The organism is Variovorax atrisoli (assembly GCF_014195185.1).
In the GTDB taxonomy this organism is placed as follows: Bacteria; Pseudomonadota; Gammaproteobacteria; order Burkholderiales; family Burkholderiaceae_C; genus Variovorax; species Variovorax atrisoli.
On record NZ_JACIBG010000001.1, the window covers coordinates 868974 to 887293 of the forward strand.

17 protein-coding genes are annotated in these 18320 nt (G+C 69.5%); 3 read left to right on the top strand and 14 right to left on the bottom strand.

Going from position 1 to position 18320, the window contains the following annotated elements; all coding sequences use genetic code 11:
- Nucleotides 1-17: 17 nt before the first annotated feature.
- Nucleotides 18-3533, bottom strand: coding sequence for a chromosome segregation protein SMC (smc, locus tag FHY06_RS04130; protein WP_019652512.1), 3516 nt, complete (start codon nucleotides 3531-3533; stop codon nucleotides 18-20).
- Between the two features lie 114 nt (nucleotides 3534-3647).
- Between smc and FHY06_RS04135 the strand changes: the two genes are divergently transcribed.
- Both FHY06_RS04135 and FHY06_RS04140 read left to right on the top strand, forming a co-directional pair.
- The gene (locus tag FHY06_RS04135; RefSeq protein WP_184603523.1) at nucleotides 3648-4430 is read left to right on the top strand and encodes a hypothetical protein; all 783 of its coding nucleotides are present in this window, start codon (nucleotides 3648-3650) and stop codon (nucleotides 4428-4430) included.
- 127 nt (nucleotides 4431-4557) lie between these two features.
- Nucleotides 4558-5250, top strand: coding sequence for a P-loop NTPase family protein (locus FHY06_RS04140; protein WP_019652510.1), 693 nt, complete (start codon nucleotides 4558-4560; stop codon nucleotides 5248-5250).
- Between the two features lie 16 nt (nucleotides 5251-5266).
- Here FHY06_RS04140 and fabG read toward each other — a convergent pair whose 3' ends face one another.
- From fabG to FHY06_RS04190, 10 genes are read right to left on the bottom strand one after another with little or no spacing between them, the layout of a single operon-like run.
- Complete coding sequence (fabG, locus tag FHY06_RS04145; RefSeq protein ID WP_126181919.1) at nucleotides 5267-5998, bottom strand: 3-oxoacyl-ACP reductase FabG; 732 nt, start codon at nucleotides 5996-5998, stop codon at nucleotides 5267-5269.
- 21 nt (nucleotides 5999-6019) lie between these two features.
- On the bottom strand, nucleotides 6020-6481 hold the full coding sequence (locus FHY06_RS04150) for a hotdog family protein (RefSeq protein ID WP_019652508.1): 462 nt from the start codon (nucleotides 6479-6481) through the stop codon (nucleotides 6020-6022).
- Nucleotides 6478-7248 carry a class I SAM-dependent methyltransferase gene (locus tag FHY06_RS04155; RefSeq protein WP_184603525.1) on the bottom strand — a complete coding sequence of 257 codons (771 nt, stop codon included), beginning with the start codon at nucleotides 7246-7248 and terminating at the stop codon, nucleotides 6478-6480. Before FHY06_RS04155 ends, FHY06_RS04150 begins: the two co-directional genes overlap by 4 nt.
- On the bottom strand, nucleotides 7245-8069 hold the full coding sequence (locus FHY06_RS04160; RefSeq protein WP_184603528.1) for a polysaccharide deacetylase family protein: 825 nt from the start codon (nucleotides 8067-8069) through the stop codon (nucleotides 7245-7247). Before FHY06_RS04160 ends, FHY06_RS04155 begins: the two co-directional genes overlap by 4 nt.
- 20 nt (nucleotides 8070-8089) lie before the next feature.
- Complete coding sequence (locus FHY06_RS04165) at nucleotides 8090-10504, bottom strand: MMPL family transporter (protein ID WP_184603530.1); 2415 nt, start codon at nucleotides 10502-10504, stop codon at nucleotides 8090-8092.
- A complete protein-coding gene (locus FHY06_RS04170) occupies nucleotides 10501-11142 on the bottom strand; it encodes a LolA-related protein (RefSeq protein ID WP_260310009.1) in 642 nt (213 codons plus the stop codon). Before FHY06_RS04170 ends, FHY06_RS04165 begins: the two co-directional genes overlap by 4 nt.
- Nucleotides 11114-12145 carry a lysophospholipid acyltransferase family protein gene (locus tag FHY06_RS04175; RefSeq protein WP_132751094.1) on the bottom strand — a complete coding sequence of 344 codons (1032 nt, stop codon included), beginning with the start codon at nucleotides 12143-12145 and terminating at the stop codon, nucleotides 11114-11116. The genes FHY06_RS04170 and FHY06_RS04175 overlap by 29 nt, the downstream gene beginning before the upstream one ends.
- A complete protein-coding gene (locus tag FHY06_RS04180; RefSeq protein ID WP_184603533.1) occupies nucleotides 12142-13857 on the bottom strand; it encodes an ApeI family dehydratase in 1716 nt (571 codons plus the stop codon). Before FHY06_RS04180 ends, FHY06_RS04175 begins: the two co-directional genes overlap by 4 nt.
- Before the next feature lie 16 nt (nucleotides 13858-13873).
- The gene (locus FHY06_RS04185; protein WP_026346167.1) at nucleotides 13874-14518 is read right to left on the bottom strand and encodes a COG4648 family protein; all 645 of its coding nucleotides are present in this window, start codon (nucleotides 14516-14518) and stop codon (nucleotides 13874-13876) included.
- Between the two features lie 4 nt (nucleotides 14519-14522).
- Nucleotides 14523-14834, bottom strand: a complete 312-nt coding sequence (locus tag FHY06_RS04190; RefSeq protein WP_126181925.1) for a phosphopantetheine-binding protein — start codon at nucleotides 14832-14834, stop codon at nucleotides 14523-14525.
- Nucleotides 14835-15074: 240 nt separating this feature from the next.
- On the opposite strand from FHY06_RS04190, the gene FHY06_RS04195 reads away from it, so the two are divergent.
- Complete coding sequence (locus FHY06_RS04195; RefSeq protein ID WP_184603535.1) at nucleotides 15075-16595, top strand: helicase HerA-like domain-containing protein; 1521 nt, start codon at nucleotides 15075-15077, stop codon at nucleotides 16593-16595.
- Nucleotides 16596-16620: 25 nt separating this feature from the next.
- On the opposite strand, the gene FHY06_RS04200 is transcribed toward FHY06_RS04195, so the two are convergent.
- From FHY06_RS04200 to FHY06_RS04210, 3 genes are all read right to left on the bottom strand, one after another.
- The gene (locus FHY06_RS04200; RefSeq protein ID WP_184603538.1) at nucleotides 16621-17268 is read right to left on the bottom strand and encodes an NrsF family protein; all 648 of its coding nucleotides are present in this window, start codon (nucleotides 17266-17268) and stop codon (nucleotides 16621-16623) included.
- A complete protein-coding gene (locus FHY06_RS04205; protein WP_019652497.1) occupies nucleotides 17265-17855 on the bottom strand; it encodes a sigma-70 family RNA polymerase sigma factor in 591 nt (196 codons plus the stop codon). Before FHY06_RS04205 ends, FHY06_RS04200 begins: the two co-directional genes overlap by 4 nt.
- Nucleotides 17856-17928: 73 nt before the next feature.
- A complete protein-coding gene (locus FHY06_RS04210) occupies nucleotides 17929-18237 on the bottom strand; it encodes a hypothetical protein (RefSeq protein ID WP_184603540.1) in 309 nt (102 codons plus the stop codon).
- Between the last annotated feature and the right edge of the window lie 83 nt (nucleotides 18238-18320).

Below are 18320 nucleotides of genomic sequence, written 5' to 3' on the forward strand. Positions count from 1 at the left end.
GATCGTTGCCGCCCCGCTTATGCGGCTTCGACCATGGACACAGCCGACTCCATGTCGACCGCCACGATGCGCGAGACGCCCTGCTCCTGCATCGTCACGCCGATCAGCTGCTCGGCCATTTCCATGGCGATCTTGTTGTGGCTGATGAAGAGGAACTGGGTTTCGCGGCTCATGGCGGAGACGAGTTTGGCATAGCGCTCGGTGTTGGCGTCGTCCAGCGGCGCGTCCACTTCGTCGAGCAAACAGAAAGGCGCCGGGTTCAGCTGGAAGATGGCGAACACGAGCGCGATGGCCGTGAGCGCCTTCTCGCCGCCCGACAGCAGGTGGATGGTCTGGTTCTTCTTGCCGGGAGGCTGCGCCATCACCTGCACGCCGGAGTCGAGAATTTCGTCGCCGGTCATCATGAGCTTGGCGTTGCCGCCGCCGAAGAGCTCCGGGAACATGCGGCTGAAGTGCTCGTTGACGATCTTGAAGGTGCCGCCAAGCAGGTCGCGCGTCTCGGCGTCGATCTTGCGGATGGCGTCTTCCAGCGTGCCGATGGCTTCGTTCAGGTCGGCCGACTGCGCGTCGAGGAAGGTCTTGCGCTCGCTGGCAATGGCGAGTTCGTCCAGGGCCGCCAGGTTCACCGCGCCGAGCGCCGCCACCTCGCGGTTGAGGCGGTCGATCTCGCCTTGCAGGCCGGTGAGTCGTACCTTGTCGGTCTCGATCGACTTCTCGATCGCCTCGAGGTCGGCGCCGGCGTCGTCCAGAAGCTGCTGGTACTGCTCGACGCCCAGGCGCGCTGCCTGCTCCTTGAGCTGGAACTCGGTGATGCGCTGGCGCAGCGGGTCGAGCTCGCGCTCGAGCTGCAGGCGTCGCTCGTCGCTCGCGCGCAGCTTGAGCGTGAGGTCGTCGTACTGGCTGCGCGCCGCGCCCAGCGCAGTCTCGCGTTCGAGCTTGAGCGCGAGCGCATCCTGCAGGCCGGCCTGCGCGGCCGCATCGGACAGGCGGCCCAGCTCCGCGCGGGCGCGCTCGTCCTCGTCGGTCAGCGCCACGGTCTGCTGCGCGGCGGTCTCGATGGAGCGGTTGAGTTCGGCGCGGCGGGCTTCGAGCGTGCGCTGCGAGAAGGTGGCTTCCTGCGCCTGGCGTTCGAGACTGCGGTGCTGCTCGCGGCTTGCGGCCAGCGCACGGTTGGCCTCGATCACGCGTTCGTCGAGCTCGGCGTGGCGCTCCTGGGCGTCGGCCAGCTGCATGTCGAGTTCCTCGAAGCGGCCCTCGGCGGCGATGCGCCGTTCCTGCAGTTCCTCGAGTTGTGCGTCGACTTCGCCGATGTCGGCGGCCAGCTGCTGGCTGCGGGCACGGGTCTGCTCGGCCAGCTGCGTCATGCGCAGCGTCTCGACCTGCAGTTCGTGCGCGCGCGACTGGGTTTCGGCCGCTTCACGCCGGGCGGTGACGAGGCGCGAGGCAGCATCGGCATAGGCGGCTTCGGCACGGACCAGCGCGGTGCGCGCTTCCTCGGTGATGAGCGTCTGGGCGCGCAGCTGGCGCTCCAGGTTTTCCATTTCCTGCTGGCGCGCCAGCAGGCCAGCCTGCTCGGAATCGGGTGCGTAGAAGTTGACGCTGTGCGCTGAGACGGCATGGCCGCTCTGCACGTAGATGACCTCGCCCGGCTGCAGCGAGCCGCGCTGGGCCAGCGCCTCCTCGAAGCTCGCGGCGGTGTAGCAGCCGTGCAGCCAGTCGCTCAGCAGCGCCTGCTGACCGGCATCGTTCAGGCGCAGCAGGCTCGACAGGCGCGGCAGCGTTGCCGAACCCTCGGGCACGCCTGCGGCCGGCGGGCTGTAGAAGGCCAGCTTGGCAGGCGGCGCATCGTTGCCGAAAGCGCGGACCATCTCCAGCCGGCTGACCTCGAGCGCGCCCAGGCGCTCGCGCAGCGCGGCCTCGAGCGCGTTCTCCCAGCCCTGCTCGATGTGGATGCGGCTCCACAGGCCCTGCAGGCCTTCGAGGCCGTGCTTGGCGAGCCAGGGGGCCAGCTTGCCGTCGGTCTTGACCTTTTCCTGCAGGGCGCGCAGCGCCTCCAGGCGGGCCGAGAACTCGGCATGGCGGGCGCCCTCGGTGTTGACGGCCTGCTGCTTCGTGCGGCGGTCGTCGTCGAGCTGCGGCACGGCTTCGAGCAGTTCCTGCAGGCGCGCATCGGATTCGCTCGCCGCCTCCTGCGCCATGGCGTACTGCTCCTGCATGTCGAGCAGGCGCGCTTCGTCGGGCGCGGCAAGGGCGTTCTGGTCGGCGCGAAGGCGTTCGCTGCGCTGCATCAGCTGGCGGCTCTGCTCCTCGATGTTGCGCTGGTCGGCGGCCAGCACCTGGATCTGCTGCTGCACCTGCGACACGGTCGTGCGCTGAGTGTTGGCCTCGTCCTGTGCGCGCTGCACGGCCTCTTCGAGCTCGGGCATGCGCGCGTCGTGCTCCTCGAGCTGGGCGGCCAGCATGATGGCCTGCTCCTCGGCATCGACGCCGGCGCCGGCCAGGGTCTCGATTTCGGCTTCTGCCTCCTCGCGGCGGCGGCCCCACTGGCCCATCTGTTCGCGCAGCTGGACTAGGCGCTGCTCGACGCGCTGGCGGCCCTCGACCACGAAGCGGATCTCGCCCTCGAGCCGGCCCACTTCGGCGCTGGCTTCGTAGAGCTTGCCCTGCGCCTGGTTGACCAGGTCACCGGCACCGTAGTGGGCCTGCCGCACGGTCTCGAGCTCGGCTTCGACGTGGCGCAGGTCGGCCATGCGCGATTCGAGGTCGTTGATGGCGCGCTCCGAATCGGCCTTGATCTTCGCCTGGTCGGCATTGCTCTCGCTGCGCTTGAGGAACCACAGCTGGTGCTGCTTCTTCGTGGCGTCGCCCTGCAGCGCGTTGTAGCGCGCGGCCACCTCGGCCTGCTTCTCGAGCTTCTCGAGGTTGGCGTTGAGTTCGCGAAGGATGTCCTCGACGCGCGTGAGGTTCTCGCGCGTGTCGCCCAGGCGGTTCTCGGTCTCGCGGCGGCGCTCCTTGTACTTGGAGACGCCGGCGGCTTCTTCGAGGAAGAGGCGCAGCTCCTCGGGCTTGGATTCGATGATCCGGCTGATCGTGCCCTGGCCGATGATGGCGTAGGCGCGGGGGCCGAGGCCGGTGCCCAGGAACACGTCCTGGACGTCGCGGCGGCGCACCGGCTGGTTGTTGATGTAGTAGCTGCTGGTGCCGTCGCGGGTGAGCACGCGCCGCACCGCGATTTCGCCGAACTGGTTCCATTGGCCGCCGGCACGGTGGTCGGCGTTGTCGAACACCAGTTCCACGCTCGAACGGCTGGCCTGCTTTCGGGTGGTCGTGCCGTTGAAGATCACGTCCTGCATCGACTCGCCGCGAAGCTCCGAGGCGCGCGATTCGCCGAGCACCCAGCGCACCGCATCCATGATGTTCGACTTGCCGCAACCGTTGGGCCCGACAACGCCCACCAGTTGGCCCGGCAGCATGAAGTTGGTGGGTTCGGCGAACGACTTGAAGCCCGATAGCTTGATGGAATTAAGACGCACGACTTGTCGGCCTGCCTTGGCAGTAGCGCCAAGGTATTGATTTGTAAGGAAAATTGCACGGGCCCGCAGCTTGCAGCAGGCCGCCGCCCCAGCCTTGGATGATAACGTCAGGGCATGCACGATTCCCCGGTTTCACCCCTTGCCGCGCGCCGGGCCCGCCGCACGGCGCACAGGGCAGGCTCGCTTGCAGTCCTGCTCGCCGCCCTGCTCGGCATTGCAGGCTGTTCGTCGGTGCGCGACACCCAGCGCGCCGAACCCTACAGCAACCAGGAGTGGCTGCAGTCCGGCGCCAACCGCATCGCCAACCTCTCGCTGCGCGACAACCTGCAGTCGATACGCCGGGTGCAGAGCACGCTCTACAAGCGCAACCCGCGCGAATGGCGAAAGTCGGCAGCCAGCATGGAGGAAGCCACCCAGCGCGCCTGGGACGCGGTGCTCAAGGGCCCGCCGCTGCCCGAGCTCAAGGGCGCCAGCGGCATCGACGCCATCCGCATGGCCTTCGACACCACCCCACAGGGCTACCAGGGCGATCGCGTGGCCGCGCTGGTCTACGGCTGGGCCACCATGCTCAAGCAGGCCAACGGCGACACCTGGGACCAGACCATGCTCGACGGCATCAACGCCGAGAACAGCTTCCGGGCCGCGCGCAACTTCGAGATCTCGCTGTGGCTCATCTCCTCCAAGACCGGCCCCGACGGCCAGCCCCTGCTGCTGGCCACCGAGATCAGCGACCGCGGCCGCAACCTCGTGGCCGATCGCGAACTCTCCAAGGTGGTGGCACGCCTCGACCTGCTGGCCGCGCAGGCCGACGAGAAGTACCGTCGGGCGGCGCTCGACTTCGGCCAGAACTGGGTGATGGGGGTGGTCATGCCCCTGTTCACGCTCGTGCCCAAGTGAGCCACCGGGCGCGCCTCTTGCTGCAAGCCGTTACGCGATCGCAAGTGGCGACGAATCGAAGGAGAAAGCCGGCCCCTAGAATGGCCCGGCCCTCCCCTCCTCAACCCATTCGAGGCAGCAGCAATTCATGAGCTCCATCAATTTCATCGGCGGCGAAAAAGGCGGCGTAGGCAAGTCGGTCACCGCTCGGGTGCTGGCCCAGTACTTCATCGATCACAGCCGGCCCTTCACCGGCTTCGACACCGACCGCTCGCACAGCTCCTTCACCCGCTTCTACGAAGGCTTCGCCTCTCCGGTGGTGGTCGACAGCTTCGAGGGCCTCGACACCGTGGTCAACGGCTTCGAGACGAACCCGCAGCAGAGCGTGATCGTCGACCTCGCGGCACAGACGCTGGCGCCATTGGCGCGCTGGATCAAGGAATCCGACCTATTCGACGTGTTCGCCGAGATCGGCGTCACCGTCAACTTCTGGCATGTGCTGGACGACGGCAAGGACTCGACCGACCTGCTCGGCACGCTGATCGACACCTTCGGCAACCGTCCCAACTACATCGTGGTGCAGAACTACGGACGCGGCAGCGACTTCGGCATGCTGCTCGCATCGCAGTCGCTGTCGAAGGCCACGGCCAACGGCGCCCGCGTGATCGCCCTTCCCCGCCTGCACGACGCGAGCATGCGCAAGATCGACGCGCAGAACACCAGCTTCTGGAAAGCCGTGAACGACCGCGAGGGACCGCATGCGCTGGGCCTGCTGGAGCGCCAGCGCGTCAAGTCGTGGCTCGCGACGGCCTACGCAGCCTTCGACACCTTGCCTCTGTAAGTGCCTCGCCGGGCCTTCAGATCATCCCGCCGTTGATCGAGATCACCTGCCCCGTGATGTAGCCGGCCTCCTCGCTCGCGAGGAACGAGGCTAGCGCCGCCACTTCCTGCGGCGTTCCGGCGCGCTTGACCGGCACCATCTGGTTGATGACGGCGGGGTCGAAAACCGCATCCGCCATCGGCGACGCGATGATCCCCGGTGCGATGGCGTTCACGGTCACGCCGCGCGAGGCCACTTCGAGCGACAGCGCCTTGGTCGCACTGTTGAGAGCGCCCTTGGCGGCCGCGTAGTTGACCTGGCCCCGGTTGCCGGCAATGGCGGCCACCGACGAGATGTTCAGGATTCGGCCCCAGCGCGTACGCATCATCGGCAGCAGCAGCGGCTGCGTGACGCGGAAGAAGCCGTTGAGCGACACGTCGATCACCTTGTGCCACTGTTCGGCGCGCATGCCGGGCAGCACGGCGTCGTCGTGCACGCCCGCGTTGTTGACCAGGATCTGCACCGCCCCTCCTTCGAGGATGCGCGCGCATGCGGCAGCGCAAGCCTCGTCGCTGCTCAGGTCGAACACATGGCATTCGGCCTTGCCGCCCGCGGCCGTGATCGTTGCCGCCAGTTGCTCGACCGCCTCAGGCCGCGAGTTGGCATGCAGCAGCACGGTGGCGCCGTCGCGCGCCAGGCGCTGTGCCATGGCCGCGCCGAGCGCGCCGCTGGCGCCGGTGATCAGGGCGCGTTTTCCTTCGAGACTCATGGCGACGACGTGCTTTCTTTCTTATGCTGCCGCGGCGAGCGGCGTATTCAGGACCACCACGGCGCGGCCTTCGGCCAGCATGCGGCCGTCCTCGGCCTGCACCGTGAATTCATAGAGGATCTGCCGGTCGTCGCCCGACAGGCGCCGGGCCGCGATCTGCAGGGCGCCGGCCACGTCGTCCAGCCGCGCCACCGCAAGCTTCACGTTGCGCGCACTCGCGAGAAAGCCGGCCGACGGCGCGCTGCCCTCTTCCGCCAGCAGGCCGCCGTGCAGGGCCATCGCCTGCGCTGCGTATTCGATCGCGTTCGGCGCCAGCAGGCCGCTTTCGGTGCGAAGCGGGTTGTCGGCCTGCGAATGAGTGGTGGTGGTGCAACGGATCGATTCGGCGTCCCAGCCTTCGAGCCGCTCCAGCAGGCACATGCTGCCGCTGTGCGGAATGCGCAGGGCGATGCCCGCGCGATCGAGCGTCTGCGGCGCGGTCAAGCAGCCGGCTCCAGGTCGGCCACCAGCAGAACATTGGCGAAGGGAGTGCCCTCGCTCATCGGAATGCTCTGCACGCGGAAGCCCAGGCGGTCGAGCACCGCCGTCCACTCGGCCAGAGGACGGCCCCAGGTCGGCGAGACCTTGTGGCCGCGGATGCGGGTGACGGTGCGGTCCACCCACTGGCTGATGGCGAAGCCGCGGCGGCTGGAGGCGTCGCCCACGCGCAGCAGCAGCCGCGCGTGCGGGTTGCCGCCGCGGCGCAGCGCATCGCGCACGCGCAGCAGCACACCTTCCTGCGCCTCGAGGTTCACGTAGTGCAGCACGTCGAGGATCACGACGAGATCGCAGTCGGGCAGATCGGCCTTGCACATGTCGGCACAGACCAGCCGGGGTGCCGGCTCCAGGTGGCCGATGGAAGCCTCGGCGCGCGCCACGTCCTTGGGCATGAGCTCGATGCCGGTGTAGTCGGCGCCGTGCGGCGTGGCCGCCCACGACAACGGCCAGCGGCCCTGCTTCTGCATCGCGCTCATCGAGGCCAGCAGGCTCGCGAACAGGCCCTGTCCGCAGCCGATGTCGACCACGCGCTGGTGCTGCTCGCCGAACAGACGGCGCTCGAGCAGCCCGCGGAACACCGGGTCGCGCCCGAGCTTGCCGCGCGCGAAATGCCAGGCGAAGTTGCCGCCCTTCTTGTACGGGACGGTGGCGGCCTCGTGCAGTTCGCGCCAGGCAGCCTCGGTGGAAAGTGAAGGCGACATCGCCGCGTTCATGTCTTCAGCCCTTCCGGCAGGGTCACGGAGCGCAGTCCATCGGCGCGCAGGCGTTCGAGCAACAAGGGCAATACCTCCAGCAAAACAGGTTGTCCCGCAGCGGTGCGCGCGGCGTTGCCGTCGTGCAGCAACAGGATGTCGCGCGCCTGCAGGTTTCGGCTCAGGCGCGCCATCACCTTGGCGGCGTCGCCCTCGCGGGTGTCGAAGCCGCGCCGCGTCCAGCTCACGAGCGAGAGGCCCAGGCGGTGCAGCACGGGTTCGAGGAAAGGGTTGCGCAGGCCGGCCGGCGCGCGGAAGCAGGTCGGGCGCTGGCCGGTCACGTCGGCGAGGATGTCCTGCGCCCGTCCGATCTCGGCCGCGAAACCGCGCGGCCCGAGGAACGAGAAGTTGTGCCGGTGCCGCGCCGTGTGGTTCTGGATGCTGTGGCCGCGCGCGACGATCTCCCGGGCCAGCGCGGGCTGCGCGAGTACCCGCTCGGCGATGCAGAAGAAGGTGGCGCGCTGGCCGTGCGCGTCGAGCAGGTCGAGCACGCGCGGCGTGACTTCGGGCTCGGGGCCGTCGTCGATGGTGATGGCGACTTCGCGCCGCGCCGCCGCCGCCTCTGGCAGCCGGGTGACGTTGGGCCCCAGCAGGCTGCTGCGCGGCGTGAGTCCGGCGCCGGTGATCAGCGCGTGGTTCAGCACGATCGCGCCGACGGCCCAGGGCAAGGCGCCCGGCACCAGCACGCCCGCGCCGATGGCAGCCGCATGCCATGCCGCGCTGGCACGGATGGCCGGCGGCCAGGGCCAGGATTCGTTGGTGGACGCGGAAGCGGAAGACATGGAACCGGATTTTCCCCCGATCAGCCGCGCCCGGGCCGCGATGGCCCCACGCTGCGCGCGAACGCCGCCGACAGCAGCAGCGCCAGCAGCGCACCCGGCGCGACCACGCGGCCGATCGACGACAGCGCCGGAATGTCCGAGATCGCGATCAGCCCGAAGGACACCACCGTCGTCAGGTTGGCCAGCATCAGCGAGGCCAGCGTGTCCTCGTCGGCCGTGCCGGTGGTGCGCAACTGGTCGAAGAAGAGCGCGTAGTTCGAGCCCACCGCCACGATCAGCAGCAGGCCGACCAGGTGAAGGATGCCGAGCGCCGCCTGCAGCACGGCCATGCCGCCCAGCGTGAGCACCACCGCGAAGAGCAGCGGCTGGCACACGGCGAGCAGCCGGCGCCACGAGCGCAGGTAGATGCCCAGCAGCACCACCACCGCCAGCGCGCCGAGCAGCACCTGCACGAAGGCCTCGTGCAGGTAGCGCTGGTACAGGCTCGCGAGCTCTCGCCCGACGTCGACCACCTGCACCTCGGGCAGGCCCGACAGAGCGGCCTCGAGCCGGGCCTGGTCGAACTTCGCGCCCGGGTGCAGCACCAGCAGCGTGCCCCAGCCGCCGCCGGGGCGCTGGTACATCAGCGTATTCAGGACCGCGCCCAGCGGCCCGTCGGCCAGCTCGGCGCGCTGTATCGGCGACAGCTTGCGCGCGGCCTCCACGTCGGCCACGAACGGCTCCAGCCGCGATGCCGGCAGCGGCAGCCCCTTCGTGGCCTCCGCGAGGTTGGAGCGCAGGGTCTGCGCGTCCGGCAGGCCTGCGAGGCGTGCCGACTGGACCTCCAGGCTCGGCAGCACGCGGGTGACGGTCTCGTAGCCGACCAGATCGCCGCTGTCGACCAGCGCGTCGAGCTTCGCGGCGGCGGCCTCGGTGTGGCGCAGCGCGGCCTGCTCGTCGTCGCCGAAGGCCACCACCAGCACGCCGCCGTCGCTCGCGCCGATGTCGTTGCGCAGCATCTCGTCGAGCTGCTGGGAGGCCTTGGGAACCGGGCTCATGGCGCCGAGATTGGCGCGCCACAGGTGGCCGCCCTGCCACAGCACCAGCGCCAGCGCGGCCACGCCGAGCGCGGCCAGCGGCCAGCGCAGGCGCGGCAGGCCGCGCACCAGCGCCCCGGCAAGCTGCGCCATGTAGCGGCGCATGCCCATGCCCGTGGCGCCATCGGGTGCCAGCACGGGCAGCACGTAGCGCGTGGCCAGCGCGGCCGAGACGAGGCCCGCGATGGAGAAAACGCCCAGCTGCGCCAGCCCCGGAAAGCCGGAGAACACCAGCGCCGCGAAGCCGCACACCGAGGTCAACAGCCCCAGCCGCACGGTCGGCCAGTTCTGGTCGAGCCAGCGACGCCAGCCGGTACCGGGCACCGCACCAGCGCCGACCTGGCGCGCCTGGATCAGGTAGTAGATGGCGTAGTCGACCGTCTCCCCGATCAGCGTGCTGCCGAAGCCCAGCGTCAGCCCGTGCACCGAGCCGAACACCAGGCTCACGCTCGCGGTGCCGATCACCACGCCGGTCGCCACCGGCAGGAAGGCGATGACCAGCGCGCGCGGCGACGCGAAGGCCAGCAGCAGCAGCCCGCCCATCACGATGCCGCCCACCACCGCGAGGTGGATGGCTTCGGTCTTGATCTTGTCGCGGCTCATCACCGAGAACACCGGCGGACCGCTCAGCAGGAGCTTCGGGGCCTCGGCGCCCATGGCACGCGTCGCGGCCTCGTAGGCGGAATGCACGCGGGCGATGGCCACGGCCTGCGCGTCGAGGTCGCTGCCGGCGGCGCGCGTGGTGGCGATCATCAGTGCGCGCGGCGCGGTGCGCGACATCCACACCCCGTCCTCGCTGCGCGGCGAACTTGCGGGCACCAGTTCCATGGCGATGCGCTGCGTCTCGCCGGTCGGGTCACGGTCGAGCAGCGGCTTGATCGCGTTGCCGGCCGGCGTACCGAGCATCGACAAGGTCTCGGTGATGGCGTCGCGCAGGCCCTCGGGAGTGAAGTGCCCCGGATTCACGCCGGGCGAAAGCTGATACCGGTGGTCGAATACCCAGGTTCCGGTGTCGCTCCAGTCGCTGACGTCACCGTTCTGGACCAGCTCGAAGAGCTTGCTCTCGCGCATCTCCTTCGCGACCGCGCGGGACACCGAAGCCCGCTGCGCCGCGCTGCCGCCCTCGAAACCCATCATCAGCGTGCGCGAGGCGACACCGCTTTGCAGCTGCTCGATCAGCACGCGCTGGCGCATGTCGGGGCTCTTTGGAAGGAAGGCCGAAAGATCGGCGCCGATCTGCGTGCGCGCGATCACCACCACGCCGCACAGCAGCACCAGCAGCCATGCCAGCAGCACGGCCGCCCTGCGCCCCCTGCCCGGCGGTCCGCCCGCCTGCTGCAGCTGCCCGGGCTGCGTCACGGCGCGGTGCGTCCGGGCGCGCCGGCTGGCGCGGATGCGGGCCCTTGGGCGGCACCCGGCGTGATGTTCATGACCGAGCGGTCGCCGCCGACGAATTCCATTTCAAGGCCCAGCACGTCGCTCGCACGGCCGCTGATGCGCATGCTGCGCACCTGCGCGGCGAGGCGGCTGTCCAGCGGCGTGAGGTCGAGCGTCCACTTGGCGGCCGAGCCGGACACGGTGCTGCGGAAGTAGCGCTGCAGCGTGGCGCCGTCGCCCGTCAGCGTGCCGCGCATGGCTTCGACCAGGCCGAGCAGCTCGGGCATGCTGTCGAGCGCCAGCGTCCGGTTGCGCCCGCCGCGCGAGAGCGTGAGCGTGTTGCCTTCGACCGCCATGGTCTCGACGCGCGGCGACAAGGTGCGGCGCACCAGCTTGTCGGGCGCGTCGAAGCTCAGCGTGCCGCTGGCATCGAGCGGGCCTTCGAGGCCGTGCACGAAGCGCTGTTCCGTGAAGCGGGCCTCGCCGCTTTTCTGCCGGGCCAGCAGCGTCATCAGCTCGGGCAGGTCGAATGCCGCCCAGGCAGGCACGGCGCAGAAGGCCAGCGCGAGCACCATTGCCCTGCAAAGCCGGTCAAGCCGCATCTTCGAGCCAGAAATCATGGAAATTGAACCAGTTGTAGGGGTACGCACGGCACATCGCCTCCAGGCGCGCGACGTAGGCCTCGACAGCCGCGCGGATGCGCTGCTCGCGCTCCGCGGGGCTGGACGACCGCTCGCCGAAGTCGGCCAGCGGATCGAACCGGACGTCGTAGCGCGCGCCTCCGCCGTAGAGACCCGCCATGAAGAACACCTTGCGGCGCAGCAGTGCTGCAAGGCGGAAGGGACCGTCGTTGAAGACGGCGGGCTGCCCGAGGAACGGCAGCACGATGTTGTTGCCGCGCTGGTGCGCGGGCTGGTCCTCGCCGCCGGGCAACGTGCGGTCGGCCAGCATGCCGCCCATGCCGCCACCGTCGAGCCAGTCGCGAAGCTCCAGCATCGAGTGCGGGCGGCCCAGGGCGATGACGTGCGGGCGCAGCTCGGGCACCGCGATGGCGTTGAGGATGCCGGTGATGCGCCGCGCGTTGTCGGGATACATCAGCATCGCCAGGCGCAAATGGCGCTGGTGCGTCTGCTGCTTGCAGGCGCCCAGCGCCTCGAAGCTGCCGACGTGGGCGCCGAGCAGGAAGGCGCCGCGGCCGTTCGCCAGCTCGACGTCGAGCGGCTCGTTGCCGGAGATCTTCACGTCGAAGAGATCCATGCGCCCGCGCAGGAAGTAGACGCGGTCGAGCACCGTCGAAGCGAAGGCGTGCAGCAGGCGGAAGCCGTCGAGCCACCCGGCCTTGGGCCCGATGGCACGGAACAGATAGCGCTTGATGTGCCGGCGCGGCGCAGGCGCGAAGAGCAGGAAGTACAGGGCGATGGGCGGCAGCAGCAGCCGCGTGACGTGCCGCCCGAACACCAGCGCCATCATCACGATGAAGCGCAGCGCGAGCATGTTGCTGCGCTCGGGCGCGCGCGCCCAGTCGCCGCTCTCGCCGCGTTCCCCACGCTCGGCCCTGGCCTCCGCATGGCCGTTGCGTGCCGCCTCGTCGACGGCGCGCGTCTCGACGTCGGTGTGTTTCATCGGCCGGACTCTGGCACACCGGTCCAGCGGCCGGTGACAGCCACCACGCCGTCGCAGCGAACGTCGAATCGCACGCCGCGCGAGGCTCCTGTCTCGGGATTCAGCTCGATCGACAGCACGGCGCCGGGGCGCACGGGCGCGAGGAACTTGGCGGCCGCCAGCGTCGGATGCTCGCCCAGCCGCGCGACCAGCGCCGGCACGCGGCGGATGGCCTCCATCACCTCGGCCAGCACGAGCGCGCCCGGCAGCAGCGGCTGGCCCGGGAAGTGCCCGGCGAACACGGGGTGGTCGTCTGGCACCGCATGCGCCATCTGGACTGGCGTGTCGTCCTCGGCCAGCTGCGCCAGCGCGAATTCGCGCAGCGCCCGCACGGTGAGCTTGCCCGTGCCTTCGCGCGGGAAGGACTTCACCTGCACCACGCGGCGCGGCACGAAGACCGGCTCCAGCCGCTGGCGCAGCGCGGCGATGATCTGCCCCGCCGACAGCGTGGGCGCGACCACGAAGGCCACCGGCCGCACCACGCCGTCGGCCACCTCGTCGGGCAGCCAGAAGGCGCCGTCGTCCACGCCCGGAATGCTGTTGAGGTGGAAGTTCAGGTGCGCCAGCGAGCTGCGCCGGCCGGCTACATGGATCAGGTCGTTGGCACGGCCGAAAAGGCGGAAGCGGCGGTCGTCCAGCAGCTCGAGCACGTCGGCCATGGGCGTGGGCTCGGGCATGAAGTCGCCGCTGAAGACGAAGCGCTCGGGGCCGCCGTCGGCCGAGGGCTCGGCGTGCACGCGGATCTCGCCGAAGGTCTCCCAGATCTCGTTGTCGGTGGTGCGGCGCGTGGCGACCTGGCCCGACTCGGTGCTGCCGTAGATCTCGAGCAGCACACTGCCCATCGCCTGCTCGGCCTGCAGCGCGAGCTGCGGCGACAGCGGCGCGGTGGCCGACAGGATCAGGTCGACAGGCGGCAGCTCGATGCCCGAGAGCAGCAGCGTCTTGAGGTGGAAAGGCGTGGTCACCAGCGCGCGCGGACGCGGCACCGAGGCCAGCGTCTTGGCGACGTCGGCCGGGAAGAACGGCCGGCCGCTCTCGAAGATCGCGCCGCCCAGCATGGCCAGCAGCACCGAAGACTCCAGCCCGTAGCTGTGCTGCACAGGCACGGTGGCGACCAGCGTCAGTCCCTCCAGGCTCGGGCGTTCCAGCACCCGGCACAGGCGCTTGACCGCCACGGCCACGTCGCCCACCAGCGTGCGCCAGGTCTTCGCGTGCGGCTGGGGGACGCCGGTGGAGCCCGAGGTCAGCAGGCTGGCGGCGTGCATGCCTGCGTCGATGCGCGGCACGTCCACGGGAGCATCTCCCGCGGGACCGGCCAGTCCTTCGAGCAGCAGCCGCTCGATGCCCGGCGTCTGGATGTGCGAGGCGTCGGTGTGCGCGAAAAGCGGCGAACCGCGGGATTCGAGCAGCCGCGCGATGGTGTCGGGCCGCGCATCGGGCGGCAGCATGCTCGCGCGGCCGCGCACCAGCGCCGCACCGAGGCTCACCGCGAAGGCATAACGGTCGCCGCAGAGATTGACGGCGTCGCCCTCGGGCGGAAGCGTGGGAGCGAAGCGGGCCACGTCGGCCAGGAACTGGCGCGCGCTCACTGGAACGCCCGCGCGCCATGCGAGAGGGGCGTCGAGGTCGCGGTTCGCGAGCAGTGGCAGGAAGCGGATGTCGTCTGTCGTCACGCGGGCGGGGCCTGTGTCATTGGCCGCCGGGGCTGGTGTCAACCGACGACGTGCCATAGAACGCGCGCACCGCGTCCACGAGGCGCGTGCGTTCGAATTCGGGATGCAGCCGGTAGCGCACCAGGTGTTCGCCCACGAAGAGGAGCGTCACCATCACGGGCGACAGCACGTTGGCGAACAGCGACCAGTCGGAGAACGGCCGCGTCAGGTAGATGACGATCGAGGCCGTCACCATCACCGCGAAGAAGCCGGTCCAGATGCGGGTGAGCTGCGTGGTGTAGGCCAGCATGTGGCCGCGCAGCGGATGCACGCGCTGCGCGAACTGCGTGATCAGGGGCAGGCCCTTGCCGCGCAGCGTGGAGCCGAACCAGCCGCACAGCGCGCCGTTGATGGCCACGTGCTGCATCACGTACAGCCGGTTGGGGTCGCCCGCCTCACCCAGGAAGACGAGCGCGAAGCCTGCGATGCCGACCGCCACCGCGATGGCGACGCCCCAGCGGCCGAACCAGCTGCCGGCCAGGCCTATCGCGGCGAGCCAGAGCGGGCCGAGCAGCACCACCACTGCCCACGGCTGAGTCGCGTGGAACAGCGTCATCCAGTGGGAGAGGCCGGCATATGCGACCCCGGCCACCAGCAGGAGCGCTATTCGCCATCGGGACATGGGATCAGGTGGCGACGCGGTGCTCGGCCACGTGAGCCGCGAGCGTGCGCAGCGACTGGAAAATCTGCTGGTTGCGTTCGTCGTCGGAACGCAGCTGGAAGCCGTAGCGGCGCGAGACTTCGAGCGCGACTTCAAGGATGTCGATCGAATCGAGACCGAGACCTTCGCCGTACAGCGGTTCGGTCGGCACGATGTCCTCGGGAGCCACTTCGAGGTTGAGCGCGTTCACGAGCAGCACGGCCAGCTCTTTTTCGATCGGCGACTGTTCGGAGGCATCGCCGTTGGCGGGAATGGGGGGCTGGGCAGTCGATGACAAAAAAACCTCCTAAAACTTATTCCTGAACCACCGTGCGGGCCGTGGATTATAGGAGTGCCGTCCAGGGCCGGACGCGGAGCCTGACGCGGCGCAGTACGTACTCTTTCTGCTTATTTCACCTTGTTGCACGGCATGTGCGGACCGCGGGGCGAATCGGCACCCGGACCAGGCCGTGCCGGAGGGAAGAACGAGCGCAGATTCACCCTAGACTACCCGCTTCGATACGACCCGGAGCGCCCCATGGCCGACCCCCTTCTGATCGCACGGCACGACACGATCGAGTGCAACCTCCTGCCCGGCCTGGCCAACCGCCACGGCCTCATCACCGGCGCCACCGGCACCGGCAAGACCGTCACGCTGCAGACCATCGCGCAGAAGCTCTCCTCGATCGGCGTGCCTGTGTTCATGGCCGACGTCAAGGGCGACCTGACCGGCATCAGCCAGAAGGGCAATATCGGCGACAAGCTGGCCGCCACCCTGAAGGAACGCGGCATCGATCTGCCCGAGCCCGCGGCCTGCCCCGTCACGCTGTGGGACGTCTTCGGCGAACAGGGCCATCCGGTGCGCGCCACCATCTCCGACATGGGCCCCCTGCTGCTGGGCCGCATGCTCGACGTGAACGAAACCCAGGCGGGTGTGCTGAACCTCGTGTTCAAGATCGCCGACGACAACGGCCTGCTGCTGCTCGACCTGAAGGACCTGCGCGCGATGCTGCAGTACGTGGGCGAGAACTCCAGCCAGTTCACCACGCAGTACGGGAACATCAGCGCCGCCAGCGTGGGCGCGATCCAGCGCGGACTGCTGCAGATCGAGACCCAGGGCGGCGCCAAGTTCTTCGGCGAGCCCATGCTCAACATCGCCGACTTCATGCAGACCGTGGGCGGCAAGGGCGTGGTGAACGTGCTCGCGGCCGACAAGCTCATGAACTCGCCGCGCCTGTACGCCACCTTCCTGCTGTGGATGTTGTCGGAGCTCTTCGAGCAGCTGCCCGAAGTCGGCGACCCCGAGCAACCCAAGCTGGCCTTCTTCTTCGACGAGGCCCACCTGCTGTTCAACGAGGCGCCCAAGGCGCTGGTGGAGCGCATCGAGCTGGTCGTGCGGCTGGTGCGCTCCAAGGGCGTCGGCGTGTACTTCGTCACCCAGAACCCGCTGGACATTCCCGACACGGTGCTGGCCCAGCTCGGCAACCGCGTGCAGCACGCGCTGCGGGCCTTCACCCCGCGCGACCAGAAGGCCGTGAAGGCGGCCGCCAGCACCATGCGCCAGAAGCCCGGGCTGGACATCGAGACCGCCATCACCGAACTCGCGGTCGGCGAGGCGCTGGTGAGCCTGCTCGACGAGAAGGGCCGCCCGAGCGTGACCGAGCGCGTGTTCGTGCTGCCGCCGGCCAGCCAGCTCGGCCCGATCACGCCAGAGCAGCGCAAGGCGCTGATCGCCGGCTCGCTGGTCGCCGGCGTCTACGAGAAGTCGGTCGACCGCGAATCGGCCTACGAGAAGCTCAAGGGCCGCGCCGAAAGCGCGCCCGGCGCGCCTGCCCCCGCTGCACCGGGCTCCGCCAAGGGCACAGAGGAATCGTCGGGCTCCGGCATGGGCAGCATGCTCAACGACATGCTCTTCGGCACCACCGGTCCGCGCGGCGCCAAGCACGACGGCCTGGTGCAGACCATGGCCAAGTCGGCGGTGCGGACCATGGGCACCTCGGTGGGCAAGGAGATCCTGCGCGGCGTGCTCGGCGGGATCTTCGGCGGCAAGAAGCGCTGAAGCTCCAGGGGCCTCGCCTGCCTACCTACCAGCGCAGCAACCGAGGCCCGAGCAGCGCCCCGGCCAACACCGGCACCGCGATCCCGCTCACGTACCAGACGGCGAGGAAGGGAGCGGTCAACTCCATGCAGTGCAGCGCATAGACCGAGGCCCCCACGCCGCCGGCCAGCGCACCGGCCGCCGCGCCCGCCAGTGCGGGCCGCGTGGGCGCCATGCCTCTGAGCGCGACGAGCGCAGCCGCGAACACCGGGAGCGCCATCAGCCCGATGCTCACCGCGCAGATGCGCCACGACTGCCCCATCAGCGCGGGCATGCGCGCCTCGCCCGGCATCGTGAACCAGGCGATCGCCGCCAGCATCCAGACCCCGAGCACCGGCAGCACGGCGCCCATCCACACATTCCGGGGCTTCACGCCCGGCCGCGCCAGCCGTTCCGCCGCCACGAAGCCGGCCGCGGCGATGCACAGCGGAAACAGCACCTTGACCCAGAACATCGGCCAGAACATGGCCTGCACGATGTCGTGCCGCACGCCGTAACCGGTGAACAGGATCGCGAGCGAGAACGGCAGCCCCACCAGCAACGCCAGCCACATGCGCGAGCTGGCGCGACGCCGGCGAAGCGGCACGGCCACGTCGCCGGTGGCCAGCATCGAGACCAGGTCGTCGGTCTTCATGCCGCGGCCCCCCAGCCGTTGCCGAAGCGGGCGGCCAGCGCCTTCAGCCCGCGGTGGATGCCGACCTTCACGGCCGACTCCGACATGCCGGTCAGGCTCGCGGTCTCGGCCACCGAGCGGCCCTCGATCTTGACGTGCACGATGGGCAGGCGCTGCCGCTCGGGCAGCGTCTCGAGCAGGCCGCCCAGGTCGCGCTTCGCGTCGCTGGCCTCCTCGGCGGATTCGGCGAAAACGGCGAGCTCGTCGTCCAGCGGTTCATGCAGGTCTTCACGGGCCGACTTGGCGCGCAGCAGGTCGATCATCTTGTAGCGCGCGATGGCATGCACCCAGGCCGTCAGCGGCTGGTCGCTCTGGTAGGTGTGGCGCTGGTTGTGCATGGCGAGCAGGCATTCCTGGACGAGGTCTTCCACTTCATCGGGCCAGCCGAAAAGGCGCTTGCCCAGAAAGGCGCGCAGGTGCGCGGCGAGCTGCTGCAGGAAGTCGCGGTAGGCCTTCGCGTCGCCGTCGAGGCCGCGGAGGAACAGGCCGCGCAGCGCCGCTTCCACGTCGCCGGGATTCTTCCTGCTGCCTACAGTGTTTCGTTCCATCGGGCTGGCTGGTTACAGCCTTGTCGAAAAAGTTCCGACGCATTGTGCCGGGCCCGAGGGCGCCGGCATGGCGTCAGGGCTGCTGCAGGCACTGCTGGATGATCGGGCCGGTCCGCGTCCTGATCTTCTCCAGGTCCTGCAGGTCGGCCACGGGGGTGTCCTTCATGAGGCCGTCGGCCGCGCAGGTGCACAGCTTCTTCAGCTCTTCCTGCGACTTGTTCCCGTGCTCGCCCGCGCTCTTGACACAGCTGCCGACGAAGCTCTCGCGGAAGCTGGTCCTGAAGGCGGAGTCGAAGCCTTCGGAGAAACCCTCCCTGGCCTTGTCGCAGGCGCTCAGGCCAAGCAGGCCCAGGGCGAGAAATGCACAGGCAAGCACACGCATCGTTCTTTCCTCCATCGCGTCCGGTCCATCCGTCCGTTCCCGCGCATTGTTCCCCATCGGCACGGCCATGCCCGCAGGACACC